Source organism: Acidovorax sp. Leaf73, from assembly GCF_916855635.1.
GTDB classification, from domain to species: Bacteria; Pseudomonadota; Gammaproteobacteria; order Burkholderiales; family Burkholderiaceae_C; genus Acidovorax; species Acidovorax facilis.
Genome location: NZ_CAKASI010000004.1, coordinates 608379 through 627098, shown reverse-complemented (window position 1 = coordinate 627098; position 18720 = coordinate 608379). Strand labels below are relative to the sequence as shown.

Genomic DNA, 18720 nt, shown 5'->3' with positions numbered 1-18720 from the left:
TCCGTTTTGGCTTGAAATGGCCGCGCCCGTGGTGCCCGTGCCACCTGTGGAACAGGCTCCGCCAGACCATGGATGGCGTTCTCCTGAGAGGAACGCGCGGAACGGCTCGGAGGGCGTACCGCGCCTCTCAGGCCCGTTGCGTCCGGCCCGCGCGCGCAGCAGGCTGGATCTGGCTGAACACCAGCGCTGCCACGATGAGCGCGGCGCCACCGAGCCCCGCCCAGCCCAGCCTCTCCCCGAGCAGCACCCAGGCTGTGAGGGCCGCGAACACCGGCTCCAGCCCGAACACGATGGCGCTGCGCATGGCGTCCACGCGCTGCTGGCCCCAGGCCTGCAGCGTCACCACCACTACGCTGGCCAGCAGGCCCAGGTACAGCAGCGCCAGCAACGCATCCAGAGGCAGGTCGGCCACGGACCGCAGCCAGCCCATGCCCTCGCCCTGCGCAAGCAGCAGCGCGGTGGACGCCAGCGCCATCACCGTGGCCTGCGCGGCGGCCATGCGGGTGGCCCGCAGCGGCTGCGCGGCCGTGCGGCGTGCGCACTCTTCCAGCGCCAGGATGTACAGCGCGTAGAACACGGTGCTGGCCAGCGTCAGCGTATCGCCCAGGTTCCAGGGCTCGTTTTCGTGGAACATCAGCGCCATGCCCGCCAGCGCCATCACGCAGGCACCCCAGAGTCGCCAGCCATAGCGCCGTCCCAGGAAGGCCATGGCGATCAGCGGCACCACCAGCACGTTCAGGCCGGTGACAAACGCATTGCGGTTGCTGCTGGTGCGCGCGAGGCCCTCGATCTGCAGCCAGAACGCCAGGAACAGCAGCAACCCCAGCGCGCAGCCCCAGCGTCGCTCGTGGCGCAGCATGCCGCGCCACAACGGCGCCAGCACCAGCAGCGCGATCACGAACCGCAGCCAGATGATCTGCAGCGCATCCAGGTGCGCCGAGAGCAGTTTCATCGCCGGAAAGGTGGTGCCCCACACCACGGTCACAGCCAACAGGGCCATCAGGCCCCAGCGTTCAGTACGCATCGACAAATTCCTAAATACCCAAAAGAAAAAAGGGCCGCCGGTTGCCCGGGCGGCCTTTGCAGTGCGGCGCGGCGCGGATTTGATCAGTGGCTGACCTGCCCCAGAAACGCGCGGATGCGGTCATTGGCCGGGTTGCTGAAGAACTCCTGCGGCGGCGCATCGTGCGCAATGCGGCCTTGATCGAAGAACATCACGCGGTCGGCCACCTCGCGCGCAAAGCCCATTTCGTGGGTGACCACAATCATGGTCATGCCACCACGCGCGAGGCCTCGCATCACGTCCAGCACTTCCTTGACCATCTCGGGGTCGAGTGCCGATGTGGGCTCGTCAAACAGCATCACCTTGGGCTGCATGGCCAGCGCCCGTGCAATGGCCACCCGCTGCTGCTGTCCGCCCGACAGCTGCCACGGGTACTTGTGTGCGTGGTCCTGCATGCCCACGCGGCGCAGCAGCTGCATGGCTTCGTCGTTGGCCTGGGTGCGCGGGGTGCGGCGAATGCGGCGGGGCGCCAGCGTCACGTTGTCCAGCACGCTCATGTGGCCGAACAGGTTGAACTGCTGGAACACCATGCCCACCTCGCAGCGCTGGCGCTGCAGGGTGGTGAGGTCGTCGCACACCTCCACGCCATCGATGGTGATGCGCCCGCTGTCGTGGGGCTCCAGGCGGTTGATGGCGCGCAACAGCGTGCTCTTGCCCGAGCCCGAGGCGCCGATGATCACCGTCACCTCGCCGGTGTGGAACACGGTGGAGACGTCCTTGAGCACCTGGTGTGCACCAAACGACTTGCACACCCGCTCGGCCACGATGTAGGGCTTGGGCTGGTTGGTCGTTGCGGTCATCGGTTGCGCCCTTCCACGTCAAAGCGGTACTCGACGGCGTTGGAGACTTGCGTGACCAGCGTGGTCAGCAGCAGGTAGGTGATGGCCACCGTGGTCAGCGTGGCAATGGGCTGGAACGTGGCCGACTGGATGCGGTTGCCCACGTTGGTCAGCTCCACCACGCCGATGGCGTAGGCCAGTGACGAGTCCTTGAGCAGTGCCACAAAGTTGCTCACCAGCGGCGGCAGCGAGATCTTGAACGCCTGCGGAAACACCACGTCCAGGAACACGTGCATGCGGCCCAGGCCCAGCGCCTTGGCGGCCTCGGTCTGACCCCGGGGGACGGCCAGCAGGCCGGCGCGCAGGGCTTCGGCGTTGTAGGCGCCCACGTTCAGCCCCAGGGCCACGACTGCGGCGGCAAAGTCGGGCAGGTTCAGCCCCGGCACCAGCACGGGCAGGGCAAAGTACACAAACAGGATCTGCACCAAGAGCGGCGTGCCGCGAATAGCCCAGATGTACACGCCGGCAATCCAGCGCACGGCCGTCCAGCGGGCGGTGCGGGCCAGCGCCGCCGCCGTGCCCAGCACCAGGCCCACGGCACCACTGACCAGCGTGAGCCACAGCGTGGTGCGCGCGCCTTCGGAAAACGCCTGGGCGTTGGGGCCGATGGGGTCGGGAAAGAACGAAAGCAACTGGCCCAGCAACGAGAGGGCCAGAACCATCAGCACCAGTGCAGCGACCAGCGTGGCATTGCTGCGTTGCTGTCGGGACCAGCCTTGTGGCCAAAGAGCGAGAAGCATGGATCGGACGACCGGAAGGTCTTGGTTGGAAATCGGGTCGGCGGCAGGACCATGGTGACGCCGTCAAAAACAGCAAAGGGTGCGCAACGGGCCAGGCCCAGCGCACCCCGTAGCGTGTTTTTATATCAGTTGCAGCGCACGTCTTCGTTGAAATACTTCTTGGAGACGGCGGCGTAGCTGCCATCGGCCAGCACTTCGGCAAACGCCTTGTTCCAGGCATCGGCCAGGCCGGTGTTGCCCTTGGCCATGGCGGGGGCGATGCGTTCGATGAACAGCATGTCGCCGAGCTTGAACCCGGCCTTGACGTTCTTGGCGGCGGCTTCCTTGGCCACGAACTTGTCGCTCACCCAGGCGTCGACGCGCTTGGAGATCAGGGCGCGCTGGGCGTCGGTGTCCTGCGGGAAGTTCTTCACCTCCTTCACCCCGGTGAGCTTCTGCACGTTTTCCAGGTAGCTGGTGCCGGTCTGCACTGCCACCACCTTGCCGGTCAGGTCCTTGGCGTTGCGGATTTTTGCGTCCATGGCCACGATGATGCCGCCCGAGCAGTAGTGGGGGTTGGCAAACGTGACGGCCTTGGAGCGTTCTTCGGTCACGCCGTGCGAGGCGATGACAGCGTCCCAGCGGCTTTGGCCCAGGCCGGTCAGCAGCGCGTCAAAGCCCAGCGTCTTCCATTCGAGCTTCAGGCCCATCTTCTTGACCACCAACTCTGCCACTTCCACCTCGAAACCCGTCAGCTTGGTGCCTTCGAAGAAGTTGAACGGGGCAAACTGGCCTTCGGTGGCCACGATGATCTTGCCGTCCTTCTTGATTTCGTCCAGCGTGCGGGCCTGGACGGCGAGGGCAGCGCACAGCGCCACGGCGGTGACAACGGCAGACTTGAAAAACTTCATGGCAGGTTCCTGTGGGGGTGGTTCAGGTACAAAAAATCCGGCATGCGGGTAGGCAAGCCGGAGCGGGTGAATGCAGGCATCGCCAACAGCGATGGGCCTCGTCATCAAACGGAAATGCGCAGAAATTATAGGACGGGCGTTCACATTCGGGCCATGCAGGGCAACCCCGATGACCTCGGGGCGCCCTGGTGGTAGGCCAGCTCAGCTTAGCAAGCATGATGCCATCCGGGGGCACGAGCCCCTTCGGGCCTCGGCTAGCGCAGGAACGCGTCGTAACCCGTCTTGAGGATCAGCGTGCTCACCACCACGATGAAGATGCCACGCACAAAACCCGTGCCGTGCTTGAGCGCCAAGTGCGTGCCCAGCAGGCTGCCCACCACATTGGCGATGGCCAGCGTCACCGCAAAGTGCCACCACACATGGCCCTTGGCGGCAAACAGCGCGATGGCGGCGATGTTGGTGGCGCAATTGAGCAGCTTGGCCGAGGCCGAGGCGTTCAGGAAGTCATAGCCCAGCAGCCGCACAAACAGAAAAACGAAGAAACTGCCGGTGCCCGGGCCGAAGAAACCGTCATAAAAGCCGATGACCACGCCGATCAGGCACGCCGCCAGCACTTCGGCCCTGCCCGCAAAGCGGGGTGTGTGGTGCCGCCCCAACTCTTTCTTGGCCAGCGTGTAGACCAGCACCCCCAGCAGCACCAGGGGCAGCAGCTTGCGCAGGAAGTCGGCCGACATCACGGTCACGGCCCAGGCGCCTGCAAACGACCCCGCAAAACCGGCCGCTGCCGCGGGCAGCATGGCCGACCAGCGAACCTGCACCTTGCGGCTGTACTGCCAGGTGGCCATGGCCGTGCCCCACACCGAGGCCGCCTTGTTGGTGCCCAGCAGCGTGGCAGGGGGCGCCCCGGGGAAAGCCGCAAACAGGGCCGGCACCATCACCAGCCCGCCACCCCCCACGATGGCATCCACGAAGCCTGCGAGCAGCGAGGCAAAGGTAATAAAAATCCATTCCATCGCAGGATTTTCGCAGCTTGCCTGCTATGGATTCAGGACTCCTCGGGGCACTGGCGAAAGGGAGGCCAGCGTAGAACAGGCAAGAAAAAGGCGCTGGGATCGCCAGCGCCTGGAAAAAAACGCACCTCGTTGGGTGCTTGAAATTTGTTTATTGGTAGAAAGAGTGTCTCCTCGGGCCCCTCGCTTGGCACACCGAAGCGCGCTTTCGAGTGCCGCAACTGTAGCGACTGCACTCCGCTGGTGCATTGGGGGTTTCCCGCCCCCGTTGTGGGGCAGTGATCGGGTTTCCAGGGGCGGAATCGGGGTGTTGGGGTTGGCACGGCTCGTGCAATCGCGCTTGTAACAATTTGCGAAAGGGAGCCGCCATGCGGGGAGTCAACCACCGGTTCGTTGGGGTAGGGTCGCTGTGTCTGGGCCTGTGCGCGAGTGCGCTGGCGCAGACGGCGCCAGAGGTGGCGGCGGGAGCGGTGCCTTCCTTGTCCCTCACACGTCCCGGGCTGGTGGCGCAGTCCACGATCAGCGCGGCAGATACCGCGTGGATGATGACCTCCACAGCGCTGGTGCTGCTGATGACGCTGCCGGGCATTGCCCTGTTCTACGCAGGCATGGTGCGCAAGAAGAACGTGCTCAACACCATGGCCAGCGTGGTGGCCATTGCCGCGCTGGTCAGCCTGCTGTGGTTTGGGGCGGGTTACTCGCTGGCCTTCACCCCGGGCAGCCCCTGGCTGGGGGGATGGGACCGCATCGGCTTTGCGGGCCTGGACTTTCAGCTCGCTGGCGGCAAGCTGGCCGTAAGCCATGTGGCGCCGCACATCCCCGAGTCGGTGTACGCCATGTTCCAGCTCACGTTTGCCATCATCACCGCCGCGCTGCTGGTGGGGGCGTTTGTCGAGCGCATGCGGTTTTCCGCCATGCTGATCTTCATCAGCCTGTGGACCCTGCTGGTCTACGCCCCGGTGGCGCACTGGGTGTGGGAGCCAGGGGGCTGGCTGGCCCAGATGGGTGCGCTGGACTTTGCCGGAGGCTCGGTGGTGCACGTGAATGCGGGTGTGGCCGGGCTGGTGTGCGCGTGGTTCCTGGGGCGGCGCACGGGCTATGGGCGCGAGGCGTTCGAGCCCTACAACCTGGGGCTGACCATGGCGGGCGCGGGTTTGTTGTGGGTGGGCTGGTTCGGCTTCAACGCAGGCTCTGCCGTGGCCGCCGACGGCCGTGCGGGGCTGGCGATGGCGGTGACGCACCTGGCCGCAGCGGCGGGGGCCTTGTCGTGGATGCTGGGCGAGTGGGTGGTGCGCGGGCGGCCATCCCTGTTGGGGCTTTGCTCTGGCCTGGTGGCGGGCCTGGTGGCCATTACGCCTGCTGCGGGTTTTGTCACGCTGCGCTCGGCAGTGGTGATTGGCGTGGTAGCGGGTTTGGCCTGCTACTGGGGCGCCACGGGGCTCAAGCGCCTGCTGCGCGCCGACGATTCCCTGGACGTGTTTGGGGTGCATGGCATCGGCGGCATCGTGGGCTCGCTGCTCACCGGCATGCTGGCCAGCCGCACCGTGGGGGGTGTGCCAGGCAGCTTGCTCACCCAGGCCATTGGCGTGGGCGCTGTGATGGCCTACAGCCTCGTCGCAACCGCCGTGCTGTTGTGGATCACCAACCTGGCTGTGGGCCTGCGGGTGGATGAGCAGAGCGAGCAGACCGGGCTCGACATTGCCCAGCACCGTGAGCGCCTGGGGTAGATGGAAGCCCCCCTGAGCCGCTTCGCGTCTTCCCCCGAGGGGGACGCCACCCGTGGCCTGGCAAAGCCAGTTCCACGGTGGCACTGGCCTGGGCTGCGCCCCTGTCATGGCCAGTTGGTGGTGCGCAGCGCCATGGATGACTGAAATGCCATAAGGAGCCGACCATGCCCGATTCCGACAAGCTTGCCATTGCCGCCCATTTGCATGTGCTGCTGCGCCGCAAGACGGGGCGCGTGACCGACACTGAATGGATGGCTTCCAACGTTGAATATGCGCTGGAGATCGTGCGGTTCGCACGCCAACGTGCCCAGGAGGACAACGTTCCGGAGCTGGTCGAGTGGGCCGACCGCCTCGATCTCGCCATCCATGCCGCCCCACCTGCTGCGCCGCGGCGACCCTTGCTGGATGTGGCCACGCAGGCGGTGCGCCAGCGCATGGCGCCGCCGCCGCCAGAGCCTGCGCCGGAGGTTCCCCGTTATGTGGGAGGGATTCGCTGACCACACTGCGGCCGGGTGGCCGTTGCGCGGGCGGTGTCAGTGCGCTGCCGTGCCTTGCACGAACAGGCCCGCCGTGGGCAGCAGCCCGGCCAGCTTGTCATCGCCATAGGTGCGCAGCACCTGCGCAATCACGACCTGGTAGCCGTTGAGCCACTGCGCTTGCGCCGCCTTGGCCTTCAGGTGGGCGGGGTGCTGCATCAATGCCTGCAGCGCTTCGAGCGACTGCCAGTAGTAGACGTTGGACACGAGGCCCTTGCCCGTGTCCTCCCACGATTCCTCGCCCAGGTAGCCGTCGATGGAGCGGGCGGCAGTCGCAATCGCCTCGTCCAGGCGGTGGAAGGCGTCGTCGAATTGTTTGGTGGCAAAGATGAAGGTGGAGGAGTACATGGGCGCGATGGTATCCGCGCTCATGCCGCGCGCCGCGCCTGGATGATCCACTCCGCCGCCTTCTCGGCCAGCATCAGTGTGGGCGAGTTGGTGTTGCCGCTGGTGATGGTGGGCATGGCCCCCGCATCCACCACGCGCAGGCCTGCAATGCCGCGCACGCGCACTTGGGAGTCCAGCACCGCCATCGGGTCGTCATCCCGCCCCATCTTCGTCGTGCCCACAGGGTGGAAGATCGTGGTGGCAATGTCACCGGCCAGGCGCGCTAGGTCCTCGTCGCTTTCAAATTGCACGCCGGGCTTCCACTCCTCGGGCTGGTACCTGGCCAGCGCGGGCTGGGCCACGATGCGGCGCGTGACACGCAGGCTGTCGGCGGCCACCTGGCGGTCTTCGGCGGTGCTCAGGTAGTTGGGAGCGATGGCCGGTGCGGCCTTGAAGTCGGCGTTCTTGATATTCACCGTGCCCCGGCTTGTGGGGTTGAGGTTGCACACGCTGGCCGTGAAGGCCGGAAAGCTGTGCAGCGGCTCGCCAAAAGCGTCGAGCGACAGCGGCTGCACGTGGTACTCGATGTTCGGGTAGGGCTGGTCGGCGCTGCTGCGCGTGAAGGCCCCCAGCTGCGAGGGCGCCATGCTCATGGGGCCACTGCGTTTGGTCGCGTATTCGAGCCCGATCTTGGCCTTGCCCCAGAGCGAGCTGGCCATGGTGTTGAGCGTGGCCACGCCGTTGACCTTGAACACCGCGCGGATCTGCAGATGGTCCTGCAAATTGGCGCCCACGCCGGGCAGGTCGTGCACCACGTCGATGCCGTGCTGGCGCAGCAGCGCGGCCGGGCCGATGCCCGACAGCTGCAGCAACTGCGGTGAGTTGACCGCGCCTGCGCTCAGGATGACCTCGCCCGTTGCGCGGGCCGTGACCATCTCCTGGCCGTCCCACACCTGTACGCCGGTGCAGCGCTTGCTGCCGTCGGGCTGCGTCTCGACGATGAGCTTGGCGGCCTGGGCGCTGGTCCACATCTCGAAGTTGGGGCGGCCGTAGCAGGTGGGCCGCAGGAAGGCCTTGGCGGTGTTCCAGCGCCAGCCGCTTTTCTGGTTGACCTCAAAGTAGCCCACGCCTTCGTTGCTGCCGCCGTTGAAGTCGTCGGTGGCCGGGATGCCCGCCTGCTGCGCGGCCTGGGCAAAGGCGTCGAGCACATCCCATCGCAGGCGCTGCTTTTCCACGCGCCACTCGCCGGTGCTGCCGGTGGCCTTGTTGCCATGCAGGCGCTTGAAGTTTTCATTCACGCCGCCGGGCTGGTCCAGGCGCCAGTGGTCCTCGTGGCGGCGGAAGTAGGGCAGGGCGTTGTCCCAGCGCCAGCTGGCGTCGCCCGTCAGTTCGGCCCACTGGTCGTAGTCGCGCGCCTGGCCGCGCATGTAGATCATGCCGTTGATGCTGCTGCAGCCGCCCAGCGTCTTGCCGCGCGGGTAGCGCAGGGTGCGGCCGTTCAGGCCCGCATCGGGTTCGGTGTTGTAGAGCCAGTCGGTGCGCGGGTTGCCGATGCAGTACAGGTAGCCCACGGGGATGTGGATCCAGTGGTAGTCGTCCTTGCGGCCGGCTTCGATCAGCAGCACACGGTAGCGGCCGTCGGCGCTCAGTCGGTTGGCGAGCAGGGCGCCGGCGGTGCCGCCGCCGATGATGATGGTGTCAAACGTGGTGTGGTCGCTCATGGGCAGGGGCGGTGGCAGTGTGAGGAAGGAGACGGAGGGCCATTGTGCGGACGGCGCCGGGTGTGTCGAGAGGGTCAGTGCCTATTGCTATTAAATATATAGCTATCAGTGATTGGTGGTAAAGCGCTGGCGGCCTGTTTGATATTAATTTCACGCATTCCTGGCCCGCCTGTGCTTGGCGCACGGTCCTGGCGGGCATCAATCCTACGTGCCGCCTGCGTCCGGCTCCGCTACCATGCACGCTCCCTTTCATTCTTGGCAGCCCGCGCTGCCCAGTTCATGACCGACCCCGCTCCTCGCATTGTTCGCGCCGACACGCCCCAGGGGCCTTGTGCGCAGCTGCACGGGCGCTGGGGCGCGGCGGAGCTGGGAACCGGGGCACAGTGGCAGGCCGTGGCGGGTCAGTTGCGCAGCCACCCGGCCGCGCCCACGCTGGGCTGGGACCTGATGCAGCTGCAGTGGCTGGACCACGTGGGCGCACAGTTGCTGTGGAACCACTGGCAGCATGCCTGGCCCGAGCGCCTGGCCTGCACCGACGCCCAGCGCGACATGCTGGCGCGCGTGGCGCAGTTCACCTGCACCGCTCCGCCGCCCGAGCCCTGGCGGCTGGGTGAGCAGGTGGACCACCTGGGGGTGCTGGTGCTGCACGGCGTGGACCATGCCCGCCACATGCTCGAAATGGTGGGCCGACTGGTGCTGGACCTGGGCCGCCTGGCGCGCGCGCCGCGCAAGGGGCCGTGGCGCGACGTATCGGGCCACCTGTACCGCATGGGGGCCACGGCCCTGCCCATCACGGCGCTCGTGGGTTTTCTCATCGGCGTGGTGCTGGCCTACCTGATGAGCCTGCAGCTGCGGCAGTTCGGCGCCGAATCGTTCATCGTCAACATCCTGGGCATCTCGCTCATCCGCGAGCTGGGGCCGATGCTGGCCGCCATCCTGGTGGCGGGGCGCTCCGGCTCGTCGATCACGGCGCAGATCGGCGTGATGCGCGTGACCGAGGAACTCGATGCCATGCGCGTCATGGGCATTCCCCACGGCTTTAGGCTGGTGATGCCGCGCACCATTGCGCTGGCACTGGCCATGCCGCTCATCAGCGTGTGGACCACGCTGGCAGCGCTGGCGGGTGGGATGCTGGCGGCCGACGTGGCCATGGACATCTCGCCCGGCTACTTTGTGCAGGCCCTGCCCGCCGCCGTCAAGATCGGCAACCTGGGCCTGGCCATGGCCAAGTCGGTGGTGTTTGGCGCGTTCATCGCGCTCATCGGCTGCCACTGGGGCCTGCGCGTGAAACCCAACACCCAGAGCCTGGGCGAGGGCACCACCGCTTCGGTGGTCACGTCCATCACCATGGTGATCATCGTGGATGCGTTGTTCGCTGTGGCATTTAAAAACATAGGCATATGAGCAGCCACGCACGCACATCATTGCCCGAGCACATCGCCGTGGCGCCCGGCGAGCCGCCCATCGTGGACGTTCAGGGCCTGTGGACGCAGTTTGGCAAGGGCGATGAAACCTTCACCGTGCACCAGGACCTGAACTTCACCGTGCAGCGCGGTGAGATGCTGTCGCTGGTGGGGGGCTCGGGCACGGGCAAGACGGTGCTGCTGCGCCAGATCCTCGGCCTGGCCCGGCCTGCGCGGGGGCAGGTCACGGTGCTGGGGCGCCCGGCGTCCGAGATGGGGCGCGAGGGCGCGGCCAGCCGCGTGGGCATGCTGTTCCAGCACGGCGCGCTGTTCTCGGCCTTCAATGTGCTCGACAACGTGGCCTTTGCGCTGCGCGAGCAGGGCACGCTGCCCGACGACCTGGTGCGCGACGCCGCGCTGGTCAAGCTGCAGATGGTGGGCCTTCAGCCCGAGCACGCCACGCGCATGCCGGCGGATCTGTCGGGTGGCATGGTCAAGCGCGTGGCGCTGGCGCGTGCGCTCATCATGGACCCGCCGCTTCTGCTGCTCGACGAACCCACGGCGGGGCTGGACCCCAGCAGCTCCGACGACTTCTGTGCGCTGCTGCGCGAGCTGCGGGCCGCGCTGGGGCTCACGGTGGTCATGGTCACGCACGATCTTGATACGCTGTTTGCGCTGAGCACCCGCGTGGCCGTGCTGGCTGATAAGAAGGTCATCGTCACCGGTCCGCCGCACGAGGTGGCGCATTTCAAGCACCCGTTCATCGAACATTTCTTCCTGGGTGAACGTGGCCAGCGCGCCATGGCCCCGGTGCAATCCGTGGAGCACGCCCTGGCAGCACAGACTGCCGCCGCCGTGCCCACGCCCGACAAGGAACCCAGCTGATGGAAAACAAATCCCACGCCCTCGCCGCAGGCATCTTTGTGCTGGTGGTGGCCGCCATGCTGGCGGGCCTGGCCATCTGGCTCACGCGCGACAGCGCCAACTACGAGCAGTACGAGCTGTCCACCAAGGACGGCGTGAGCGGCCTGCAGCCCCAGGCCGCCGTGCGCTACAAGGGGGTGGCCGTGGGCAAGGTCACGCGCATCGGCTTCGACCCGCAGGTGACGGGCAACGTGCTCATCCGCATTGCCGTCAACGAGCAGGCCCCCATCAGCCCCACCACCTTCGCCGTGCTGGGCTACCAGGGCGTGACGGGCCTGGCCCACGTTCTGCTGGACGATGCCGACCAACCTTACCCCGAGCTGCCCCCGGGCCCCAGCGGCCTGCCGCGCCTGCCCATCAAGCCATCGCCGTTTGGCAAACTCGCGGAGCAGGCCCCCGCCATCCTCACCCAGGTGGAAGAAGCCACGCGGCGCATCAACCAACTGCTGGGCGACACCAACCAGCAAAAACTCACCGAAGCCCTGGGCAACATTGCCCAGGCCGCAGGCAGCGTGAACACGCTGACCCGGCGGCTCGATGCCACCGTGGCCCAGCGCCTGGACCCGGCCCTGGCCGCGCTGCCCCCGCTGGCCAGCGATGCGCGCAAGACCCTGCAGTCCCTGCAGCAGGCCGGCGCCAGCGTGTCGGTGCTGGCGGCCGACGTCAGCAAGACCACGCAGCGCCTGGGGGCCGAGGGCGGCCCCATCGACCAGATCACCATCGGCACGCAGTCCCTCGCCCGCGCGGCCGACCAGTTCAGCACCACCACGCTGCCGCGCCTGAACCGCGCGGCCGACGACACCTCGCGCGCGGCACGCACGCTCAGCCGCACGGCGGGTGGCGTGGCGGACAACCCCCAGCTGTTCATCTACGGCTCGGGCCGCATTCCGCCCGGCCCGGGCGAACCGGGTTTCGCGCCCTGAGAAGGTGTGAACGAACCCACCATGCCCGCTCATTTCCCCAAAACACACCCGCTCGTCGTTGCAAATGCTCGCCATAGCCCGCGCTATGGCTGCGCTTTGCGCCTGGACCGGCCGCGTTTCGGCGGCCTGCTCGGGCACGCCGGATTCATTCACACCTTCTGAGGAGAAGCGTTGATGGAAAATACTATTAAAAACATAGCTGCTATCGCTTTTCCATCAAGCGCTAGAGGTCTATTTGTTTCAGTTTTTGCTGTGGGACTGCTGGGTATCGCAGGCTGCTCGGCGCTGCCCAGCCCGCCCTCGCGCCCCGTGCTCTACGACTTTGGCCCCGGCCCGGTCGCCACGGCCCCCAGCGATCGCCGCGCCCCCTTGCCCCCGTTGGCGCTGGCCGATGTAGAGGCCCCGGGCCTGCCCGAGGGCAGCAACGCCGTGCTCTACCGCCTGGCCTACGCCGACGCCCAGCAGCTGCGCCCCTACAGCCAGGCCCGCTGGAGCCAGCCACCCGCCCAGTTGCTGCAGCAGCGCCTGCGCGAGCAGCTCGGCCAGCGCCGCGCCATCCTCAAGGCCGACGACGGCGCGGCCCAGGCGCGCGACGCCGCCCAGGGCGGCCGCTTGCCAGCCGTGCTGCGCGTGGAGCTGGAAGAGTTCAGCCACCTGTTTGCCAGCGCCTCGGACAGTGCGGGCGTGGTGCGACTGCGTGCCACGGTGGTGGACCTGACCCCGGGCGGTGAAGCGCTGCGCGGCCAGCGCGTGTTCACCGTGCGCACCCCGGCGCGCAGTGCGGATGCAGCAGGCGGCGTGGCTGCATTGGCCGATGCATCGACTCAGGTGGCGCAGGAAGTGGCGGAGTGGGTGGAGCAGACAGGGCGCTAATCCAGCGTATGGGCTGGGTGCAGCTTGCTGCTACCTTTCAAAGTAAAGCGCGGGCGCCAGATTCCAGTCGCCAGCGCATGTCACCACCCTGAGCGTGCTGATGGACACCGAAGTCCACGCACGGCCCGATTTTGGGTAGCCATAGGCGCAAACACCGTATCTCCGGCTTGCGGAGTTGGCATGGTTGAACAAGGGGGGATCGTAGTAGGTCGGGTCGATGTGCAGTACCAGTGCCGCATCGGTATCTCTTGCGGGCACCCTCAGGTTGTTGGGCAGCTTCTGTTGCTGAGCAGCAGACAGATCGGTTTTCCAGTTGTCCGCAATCCGTTGGGGGAAGGGCTTGTCCACGTACTTGATTTCGAGCACAGCGTCCTCAGTGGTCGTTTCAGATAGAAAGGCGAACCCTTGTGCGCCCATGTCCGGATTGATGACTGTGCATGCGATGAGTGGCTCGGCTTGGCTACTCCAACCTGCGGAAGAGACGTTGAGCATGGCGCTTTCCGAGAACAGAGGAATGATGCAACTCGCCGATGTCGCACCGGTCGTCTGCGCGATGGAGAGCACGGTCACTGCAACTAAAAGCCTGGTTTTGAATGCCTTCATTGGATGGTCCCTGCTGGTGATGATTTCTGTAGTGAGTGGTATGTTGTTGCCGCGCCGCATAGATTAGCTGGTTTCCGTGTTTGTTTTGCCCTCAATCCCCGTCACCACCCGCGCATAGCGCGCAAAGCTCCAGTACGCCCAGGCCCAGTCCAGCAGCACGACCAGGCGGTTGCGAAAGCCGATCAGGAAGTAGACGTGCGCGAACAGCCAGAACAGCCACGCAAAGTAGCCTGAAAAGCGCACCGGCCCAGCGGGCGAGGTGAGGTCCACCACGGCGGAGTTGCGGCCGATCGTGGCCAGGTTGCCGTAGTCGCGGTAGCGAAACGGCTGCGTGGCCTGGCCGGCCAGGCGGCGCAGGATGTTGGCGGCCGTGGCGCGCCCCATCTGCTTGGCGCCGGGTGATACACCGGGAACGGGGGTGGGCTCCTGGCCGGGCGCGTGGCTCTTGACAGCAGCCAGGTCGCCGATGACGCTGATCTCGGGGTGGCCGGGCAGGCTGAGATCCGGCGCTACCACCACGCGGCCCGCCCGGTCGGTGTCGCAACCCGTGGCCCCGGCCAGCTGGCGCCCCAGCACCGAGGCCGCCACACCTGCCGCCCAGACAATGCATTTGCTCTTGATTTGATAGCTGTTTGCGCTTGTTGGTTGAGCGCTGGATGGCGATTCGACCATCAACCCGTCGCTGTCGATGGCGGTGACGCGGGCGTTCAAGCGCACTTCCACGCCCAGCTTTTCGAGCTGCTCCCTGGCGCGCTGGCTCAGTGATTCGGGCATGGACTGGAGCACGCGGGGGCCGCCTTCGAGCAGGATGATTTTTGCGCTGGCCGGGTCGATGTGCCGGAACTCGCCGGGCAGTGTGTGGCGCGCGATCTCGGCCAGCGTGCCCGCCATCTCCACGCCTGTGGGGCCTGCGCCCACAACCACAAAGTTGAGCCAATCGGCGCGGCGGGTGGGGTCCGCTTCCTTTTCTGCCGCCTCGAAGGCCAGCAGGATGCGGCGGCGGATCTCAAAGGCATCGTCCAGTGTCTTGAGGCCCGGGGCATGGGGGGCCCAGTCGTCGTGGCCGAAGTAGCTGTGGGTGGCGCCTGCAGCAACGATGAGGTGGTCGTAGGGCAAGGGGGCAGACGGGTGGGGCCCGTCCTTCAAATGCACGGTGCGCGCTGCCACGTCGATGTGCGTGACTTCGCCGAGCAAAGTCGTAACGTTGGGCTGCTGCCGAAACAGGTGCCGGATGGGCGCAGCGATGGCCGGCGCCGACAGCCCGGCCGTGGCCACCTGGTAAAGCAGGGGCTGGAAGAGGTGGTGGTTGGTCTTGTCGATGAGCGTCACATCCAGCGCGGCACCGCGCAGCGCACGGGCGGCTTCGAGGCCGCCAAAGCCGCAGCCGATGATGACAACACGGGGGCGGGGCGAGGGAACAGAAGAAGTGGTCATGCCCCCATTATTGGGGCTTGCAGCTTCCGGGCAGCCTGTGAAACGGGCGCCCTCCGGGACAAGGGCAGCCAAGCAAGGGCCGCCCCGCAGTGAGGGCTGCGTCCCCCCGCCCGCAGCGCGCAGCGCTACGAGAGCGGGGGGAAGTGGCGCAGCCGCTCAGGGGGGGCTCACATCACGCCATGAAACCCAGGTTGGTCGGGTAGTCGGCCCCGCCAAAGTGGCTCAGGTTGGGCAGCACGCCCGCCAGTTCGCTGTTGCTCACGCCAAACCAGCTGGCCAGCGTGGCCGCGTACTGGTCCACCGAGGTGCTGGGCAGCAGGCGGCCCTGGCCCACATGCCACTGGTCGTTGGCATCGGCAGTGTTGGTGATGCTGACTGGCGGCGCCTTGCCATAGAAGGCCTTGCCCTTGACTGCGCCACCCACCATGAGATGGTGGCTGCCCCAGCCGTGGTCCGAGCCGTCGCCGTTGGAGCTGAGCGTGCGGCCGAAGTCCGAGGCCGTGAACGCCGTCACCTTGTCGGCCACGCCCAGTTCGACCGTGGCGTTGTAGAACGCGGTCATGGCTTCGCTCACGCGCTGCATGAGCGTGGGCTGCTGCGAGATCAGGTTGTCATGCAGGTCGAACCCGCCCAGCGACACCATGAACACCTGCCGTTTGCTGCCCAATGCGGTGCGTGCACCAATAAGGCGGGCGACCATCTTGAGCTGGTCGGCCAGCGAATTGCTGGTGGGGAAGGCCGTGGCCAGCGTGACACCGGCCAGCCCGGAGGTGATGGAAGCCTCGGCGCCCACAGCCCGCGCGGTGACGCGGTTGTATTCGTTCTCCAGCGTCTGGCCGCTGGTTTGCTGGATCAGCGAGGTCAGCGCTGCGCGCACGGCCGTGGAGCCGTAGACATTGCTTTTGACGCCGTTGATCGGGATCGCACCGTTGGTGCTGACCTGGTACTGCAGCGCGGAGTCGCCCGAGAGGAACACCGCATTGCCCGTGACGGAGATGCAGGTGAACAGCGAACTGCCGTTGGAGGACAGCGCCAGGTCGCCGATGTTGCCGCCCCAGCCCACGGTGGAGCCTTCGGGCGAGGACGACTGCCAGACCGATTGCTGGTCGTTGTGCGAGAACAGCTTGGGGGGCAGCGGGTACAGCGCACGGTTGCTGCCGCTGTATTGCGCACGCGTGAGTGGAACCACCAGGGGGCCCACGTTCAGCTGCACGGCTGCCTTGCCGGTGTTGAACAGGTTGGTCAGCCCGGTCATGGCAGGGTGCAGCGCGTACTGGCGCCCACCGGCCAGTGGCGTGGTGGGCGCGAGCAGGGTGGGGGTCAGGGCGGACTTGGCCAGGGCAATGCCCCCCGCCGTCTGTCCGGCACCGCCTCCGCGCGCGGCGCTGTATTTGTTGTAGCTGTCGTCGTCATAGGTAATGACGGTGTTGGCGTAGTCGTTGCCGCCGTACAGGAAGACGCAGACCAGCGCCTTGTAGTCGGTGGCCGTGAAAGCTGCGGCTTCGCCCACGGCGGCGAGATTGAGCGCAAAGGGCAGGGCGGTGCCTGCCATGCCCAGCTGTGCCGAGCGGCGCAGAAAAGCGCGGCGGGAGTGGAGGTCGGGTTGGAGGAGATGCATGGCGGCGCGCCTTATTTTTGGATCAGGTATTCGGCCGAGGCCATGACGAGGAAAATTGCGGCCGCCACGCGGTCACGTTTGGCGTTGTCCGTGCTTGCCGCCGTGACGGGGGTCGTCTTGAGGGCGTCTGCGATGAGCTTGACGGTGGCTGCAGACAGCTGGCCAGCCGTCATGAGCAGGTTGATCCGGTCCACGAGCGCATCGGCATCGGCCACGATAGCCAGTTCGTTGGTATAGGCCGCCTTGATGTCGAAGCCGTTGTTGCCGTTGTTGCCGTTGTTGGTGTTGTTGGGCAGGTCTGGCGCGTTCACGAAGATACCGTTGCGGATCACGCCCTGCATGTAGTTGAGGTAACCGCCCACGCTGCTCTCGTTGACCAGCTGGAACTCGGGCGCCACGGCACCGGCCGTGGCCAATGCCGTTGAAGGCGGCACATAGCCCGGCCGGAAGAAGTTGAACACCGACGGTGAGCGCAGCGGGCTCTGCGCCAGGCGCGAGCCGGCCGAGCTGAGGTCGCCGATCTTCCAGCTGCCGTATTGCGACGCGATGCCAAAGGTGCGGCCCCACTGCACAAAGCGCAGCATGGGCTCGCGCAGGCGGCCGAACATGGGGTCCGTGAGCCCGGCGGGCGCGCGGGCTTCGTCGTCGAGCAACACAGCCTTGACCACGGCCCGCAGGTCGCCCCGCACGCCGAGGCCGTTGTTGTTGAAAGCGGCCGCCACACGGCTGATGTAGCCGGGTGACGGGTTGCTGGTGACCAGGCGCTGGATCAGCTGCTTGCCGATGAACGGCGCCACGTTGGGGTGGTTGAAGATGGTGTCCAGCGCCGTTGTGAGCGCCGCCGCACCGGGTGTGCCAGCGGCAACCGTGGTGCCCAGGAAGGTGGCGGCCAACGTGGAGTGCCGCGACTCGTTGAGTGCCATGGGCAGCCGCGTGAAATGGGTGCTGGGCACGGTGCGCGTGGTGCCAGGCACAGTGGTCGGGGCATTTTGCGACTGGTCGTAGTCGTAGCCTGTGAACACGCGTGCCAGGTTGGTGATGTCGCTCTGGGTATAGCTATCGACCACCTGGCCCGAGCCATTGCGCTTGGCTGTGCCATCCTGGTTCAGCTCCACGAGCCCGATGGACATCAGCTGCAGGATCTCACGGGCATAGTTCTCATCGGGCTGGCGGCCGGTGGAGGGGTTTTCCTTCTGGTTGCCGCGCGTGTTGAGGTAGTAGCCCATCGCGGGGTTGAGGGTCACGTCCTCCAGCAGCTTGCGGAAGTTGCCGAAGGCATTGGCAACCAGCTGGTCCCAGTAGTGGGCGATGGCATGGCTGCGCCAGCTGAAGTCCAGGCCCGAGAGCGATACCACGCAGATCTCGGACAGCGCGAGTGCCACGCGCTTGCGCAAGCCGTCGCTGGATGTCATGAGCTGCTGCCAGATCATGTAGTCGCCCGGGTAGGTGTTGTCGTAGTACGACGTGGCGTTGTCCACCGTGTTGTACCCGCGCTGGTTCAGCCAGTCCCACCCCTTGGTGCCGACGGGCAGGCTGAACTGGTTGTTGATCCAGCTGTCGTAGGTGCTGGCGCGCAGGGTGGCGATTTCGCCGGTGGATGCCGAGAACTGCGCTTGCAGGAGGAACCGCGCCGCTTCCTGGTCGGTGTCGGCCCGTGTGTAGGTGTAGCTTCCAGCTCCCGGGGCTGGCGGTGGGGGCGGCGGCGTCGCAGGCCCTGGAGCGGGTGTGGGGCCGGGTGCTGGTGCAGGCCCTGGGGCGGGCGGCGTGGCGGGACCCGGTGCGGGGGCCGGGCCAGGCGCAGGTGCCGGGCCAGGGGGGGGCGCAGAGCCCGGTGTTGGCGTCGTGGGCGGGCTCACGGTTTCATCAGCCGCGTCACCACCACCACAGGCCGCCAACGCCACGCTGGCCATCAGGGCGGCGAGCGTGGCCTCCTTGGGCAACGGGGCCGGGCGCGGAGCCGGCTTTGTGGTGTCGATTCCCTCTGCGACCTCGGCAGGCGCTGCTGCGCAAGGCTCCTCTTTCAACAGTGTCATGGTGGTTCTGCTAGTTGTTTGTCACGCGAGCAACACCCTGCGTAGAGCCTTCCAAC

The 18720-nt window shown here is 66.6% G+C and carries 18 protein-coding genes; 7 read left to right on the top strand and 11 right to left on the bottom strand.

All coding sequences use genetic code 11. From position 1 onward, the window contains the following. Nucleotides 1-127: 127 nt before the first annotated feature. The 5 genes from LPA35_RS16200 to LPA35_RS16180 all read right to left on the bottom strand — a co-directional run bounded on the left by LPA35_RS16200 (nucleotide 128) and on the right by LPA35_RS16180 (nucleotide 4545). The gene (locus LPA35_RS16200; RefSeq protein WP_055394385.1) at nucleotides 128-1024 is read right to left on the bottom strand and encodes a DMT family transporter; all 897 of its coding nucleotides are present in this window, start codon (nucleotides 1022-1024) and stop codon (nucleotides 128-130) included. 83 nt (nucleotides 1025-1107) lie between these two features. Further along, nucleotides 1108-1863, bottom strand: coding sequence for an amino acid ABC transporter ATP-binding protein (locus LPA35_RS16195; RefSeq protein WP_228897652.1), 756 nt, complete (start codon nucleotides 1861-1863; stop codon nucleotides 1108-1110). Next, nucleotides 1860-2642, bottom strand: a complete 783-nt coding sequence (locus LPA35_RS16190) for an amino acid ABC transporter permease (RefSeq protein ID WP_121421972.1) — start codon at nucleotides 2640-2642, stop codon at nucleotides 1860-1862. The genes LPA35_RS16195 and LPA35_RS16190 overlap by 4 nt, the downstream gene beginning before the upstream one ends. A gap of 125 nt (nucleotides 2643-2767) precedes the next feature. Then, the gene (locus LPA35_RS16185) at nucleotides 2768-3532 is read right to left on the bottom strand and encodes an ABC transporter substrate-binding protein (protein ID WP_228897651.1); all 765 of its coding nucleotides are present in this window, start codon (nucleotides 3530-3532) and stop codon (nucleotides 2768-2770) included. Nucleotides 3533-3786: 254 nt separating this feature from the next. Beyond that, nucleotides 3787-4545: a TSUP family transporter gene (locus LPA35_RS16180; protein ID WP_055394375.1), complete on the bottom strand. Its 759-nt coding sequence runs from the start codon at nucleotides 4543-4545 to the stop codon at nucleotides 3787-3789. A 365-nt stretch (nucleotides 4546-4910) separates the two neighbouring features. Between LPA35_RS16180 and LPA35_RS16175 the strand changes: the two genes are divergently transcribed. Next, nucleotides 4911-6269, top strand: a complete 1359-nt coding sequence (locus LPA35_RS16175) for an ammonium transporter (RefSeq protein ID WP_228897650.1) — start codon at nucleotides 4911-4913, stop codon at nucleotides 6267-6269. A 164-nt stretch (nucleotides 6270-6433) separates the two neighbouring features. Beyond that, nucleotides 6434-6766: a hypothetical protein gene (locus LPA35_RS16170; protein ID WP_121421975.1), complete on the top strand. Its 333-nt coding sequence runs from the start codon at nucleotides 6434-6436 to the stop codon at nucleotides 6764-6766. A 36-nt stretch (nucleotides 6767-6802) separates the two neighbouring features. Here the strand turns inward: LPA35_RS16170 and LPA35_RS16165 are convergent, their stop codons facing one another. Together LPA35_RS16165 and LPA35_RS16160 are read right to left on the bottom strand one after the other, a co-directional pair. Then, nucleotides 6803-7153 carry an antibiotic biosynthesis monooxygenase gene (locus tag LPA35_RS16165; RefSeq protein ID WP_121508865.1) on the bottom strand — a complete coding sequence of 117 codons (351 nt, stop codon included), beginning with the start codon at nucleotides 7151-7153 and terminating at the stop codon, nucleotides 6803-6805. Nucleotides 7154-7173: 20 nt separating this feature from the next. Beyond that, nucleotides 7174-8853 (bottom strand): GMC family oxidoreductase, encoded by a 1680-nt coding sequence (locus LPA35_RS16160; RefSeq protein ID WP_228897649.1) that lies wholly within the window; start codon nucleotides 8851-8853, stop codon nucleotides 7174-7176. Between the two features lie 279 nt (nucleotides 8854-9132). Between LPA35_RS16160 and LPA35_RS16155 the strand changes: the two genes are divergently transcribed. The 5 genes from LPA35_RS16155 (at nucleotide 9133) to LPA35_RS16135 (ending at nucleotide 12976) form a co-directional block, all read left to right on the top strand. Beyond that, nucleotides 9133-10257, top strand: coding sequence for an ABC transporter permease (locus LPA35_RS16155; RefSeq protein ID WP_055394405.1), 1125 nt, complete (start codon nucleotides 9133-9135; stop codon nucleotides 10255-10257). Then, a complete protein-coding gene (locus LPA35_RS16150) occupies nucleotides 10254-11141 on the top strand; it encodes an ABC transporter ATP-binding protein (RefSeq protein WP_121421978.1) in 888 nt (295 codons plus the stop codon). The genes LPA35_RS16155 and LPA35_RS16150 overlap by 4 nt, the downstream gene beginning before the upstream one ends. After that, nucleotides 11141-12103 carry an MlaD family protein gene (locus LPA35_RS16145; RefSeq protein WP_228897648.1) on the top strand — a complete coding sequence of 321 codons (963 nt, stop codon included), beginning with the start codon at nucleotides 11141-11143 and terminating at the stop codon, nucleotides 12101-12103. Before LPA35_RS16150 ends, LPA35_RS16145 begins: the two co-directional genes overlap by 1 nt. A 6-nt stretch (nucleotides 12104-12109) precedes the next feature. Then, nucleotides 12110-12265 (top strand): hypothetical protein, encoded by a 156-nt coding sequence (locus tag LPA35_RS16140; protein WP_228897647.1) that lies wholly within the window; start codon nucleotides 12110-12112, stop codon nucleotides 12263-12265. Between the two features lie 90 nt (nucleotides 12266-12355). Then, nucleotides 12356-12976 carry an ABC-type transport auxiliary lipoprotein family protein gene (locus LPA35_RS16135; protein WP_228897646.1) on the top strand — a complete coding sequence of 207 codons (621 nt, stop codon included), beginning with the start codon at nucleotides 12356-12358 and terminating at the stop codon, nucleotides 12974-12976. Nucleotides 12977-13006: 30 nt separating this feature from the next. Here LPA35_RS16135 and LPA35_RS16130 read toward each other — a convergent pair whose 3' ends face one another. From LPA35_RS16130 to LPA35_RS16115, 4 genes are all read right to left on the bottom strand, one after another. Continuing rightward, nucleotides 13007-13579 carry a hypothetical protein gene (locus LPA35_RS16130; protein ID WP_228897645.1) on the bottom strand — a complete coding sequence of 191 codons (573 nt, stop codon included), beginning with the start codon at nucleotides 13577-13579 and terminating at the stop codon, nucleotides 13007-13009. A 63-nt stretch (nucleotides 13580-13642) separates the two neighbouring features. Continuing rightward, a complete protein-coding gene (locus LPA35_RS16125) occupies nucleotides 13643-15013 on the bottom strand; it encodes an NAD(P)/FAD-dependent oxidoreductase (RefSeq protein WP_228897644.1) in 1371 nt (456 codons plus the stop codon). A gap of 172 nt (nucleotides 15014-15185) precedes the next feature. Further along, nucleotides 15186-16631: a DUF1501 domain-containing protein gene (locus LPA35_RS16120; protein WP_121421982.1), complete on the bottom strand. Its 1446-nt coding sequence runs from the start codon at nucleotides 16629-16631 to the stop codon at nucleotides 15186-15188. Nucleotides 16632-16642: 11 nt separating this feature from the next. Next, a complete protein-coding gene (locus tag LPA35_RS16115) occupies nucleotides 16643-18664 on the bottom strand; it encodes a DUF1800 family protein (RefSeq protein ID WP_228897643.1) in 2022 nt (673 codons plus the stop codon). Nucleotides 18665-18720: the final 56 nt, after the last annotated feature.

What these genes read in the sequence shown, in the direction of transcription:
- LPA35_RS16200 (WP_055394385.1), bottom strand. Translation starts at nt 1,024, where the DNA reads ATGCGTACTGAACGCTGGGGCCTGATGGCCCTGTTGGCTGTGACCGTG.
- LPA35_RS16195 (WP_228897652.1), bottom strand. Translation starts at nt 1,863, where the DNA reads ATGACCGCAACGACCAACCAGCCCAAGCCCTACATCGTGGCCGAGCGG.
- LPA35_RS16190 (WP_121421972.1), bottom strand. Translation starts at nt 2,642, where the DNA reads ATGCTTCTCGCTCTTTGGCCACAAGGCTGGTCCCGACAGCAACGCAGC.
- LPA35_RS16185 (WP_228897651.1), bottom strand. Translation starts at nt 3,532, where the DNA reads ATGAAGTTTTTCAAGTCTGCCGTTGTCACCGCCGTGGCGCTGTGCGCT.
- LPA35_RS16180 (WP_055394375.1), bottom strand. Translation starts at nt 4,545, where the DNA reads ATGGAATGGATTTTTATTACCTTTGCCTCGCTGCTCGCAGGCTTCGTG.
- LPA35_RS16175 (WP_228897650.1), top strand. Translation starts at nt 4,911, where the DNA reads ATGCGGGGAGTCAACCACCGGTTCGTTGGGGTAGGGTCGCTGTGTCTG.
- LPA35_RS16170 (WP_121421975.1), top strand. Translation starts at nt 6,434, where the DNA reads ATGCCCGATTCCGACAAGCTTGCCATTGCCGCCCATTTGCATGTGCTG.
- LPA35_RS16165 (WP_121508865.1), bottom strand. Translation starts at nt 7,153, where the DNA reads ATGTACTCCTCCACCTTCATCTTTGCCACCAAACAATTCGACGACGCC.
- LPA35_RS16160 (WP_228897649.1), bottom strand. Translation starts at nt 8,853, where the DNA reads ATGAGCGACCACACCACGTTTGACACCATCATCATCGGCGGCGGCACC.
- LPA35_RS16155 (WP_055394405.1), top strand. Translation starts at nt 9,133, where the DNA reads ATGACCGACCCCGCTCCTCGCATTGTTCGCGCCGACACGCCCCAGGGG.
- LPA35_RS16150 (WP_121421978.1), top strand. Translation starts at nt 10,254, where the DNA reads ATGAGCAGCCACGCACGCACATCATTGCCCGAGCACATCGCCGTGGCG.
- LPA35_RS16145 (WP_228897648.1), top strand. Translation starts at nt 11,141, where the DNA reads ATGGAAAACAAATCCCACGCCCTCGCCGCAGGCATCTTTGTGCTGGTG.
- LPA35_RS16130 (WP_228897645.1), bottom strand. Translation starts at nt 13,579, where the DNA reads ATGAAGGCATTCAAAACCAGGCTTTTAGTTGCAGTGACCGTGCTCTCC.
- LPA35_RS16125 (WP_228897644.1), bottom strand. Translation starts at nt 15,013, where the DNA reads ATGACCACTTCTTCTGTTCCCTCGCCCCGCCCCCGTGTTGTCATCATC.
- LPA35_RS16120 (WP_121421982.1), bottom strand. Translation starts at nt 16,631, where the DNA reads ATGCATCTCCTCCAACCCGACCTCCACTCCCGCCGCGCTTTTCTGCGC.
- LPA35_RS16115 (WP_228897643.1), bottom strand. Translation starts at nt 18,664, where the DNA reads ATGACACTGTTGAAAGAGGAGCCTTGCGCAGCAGCGCCTGCCGAGGTC.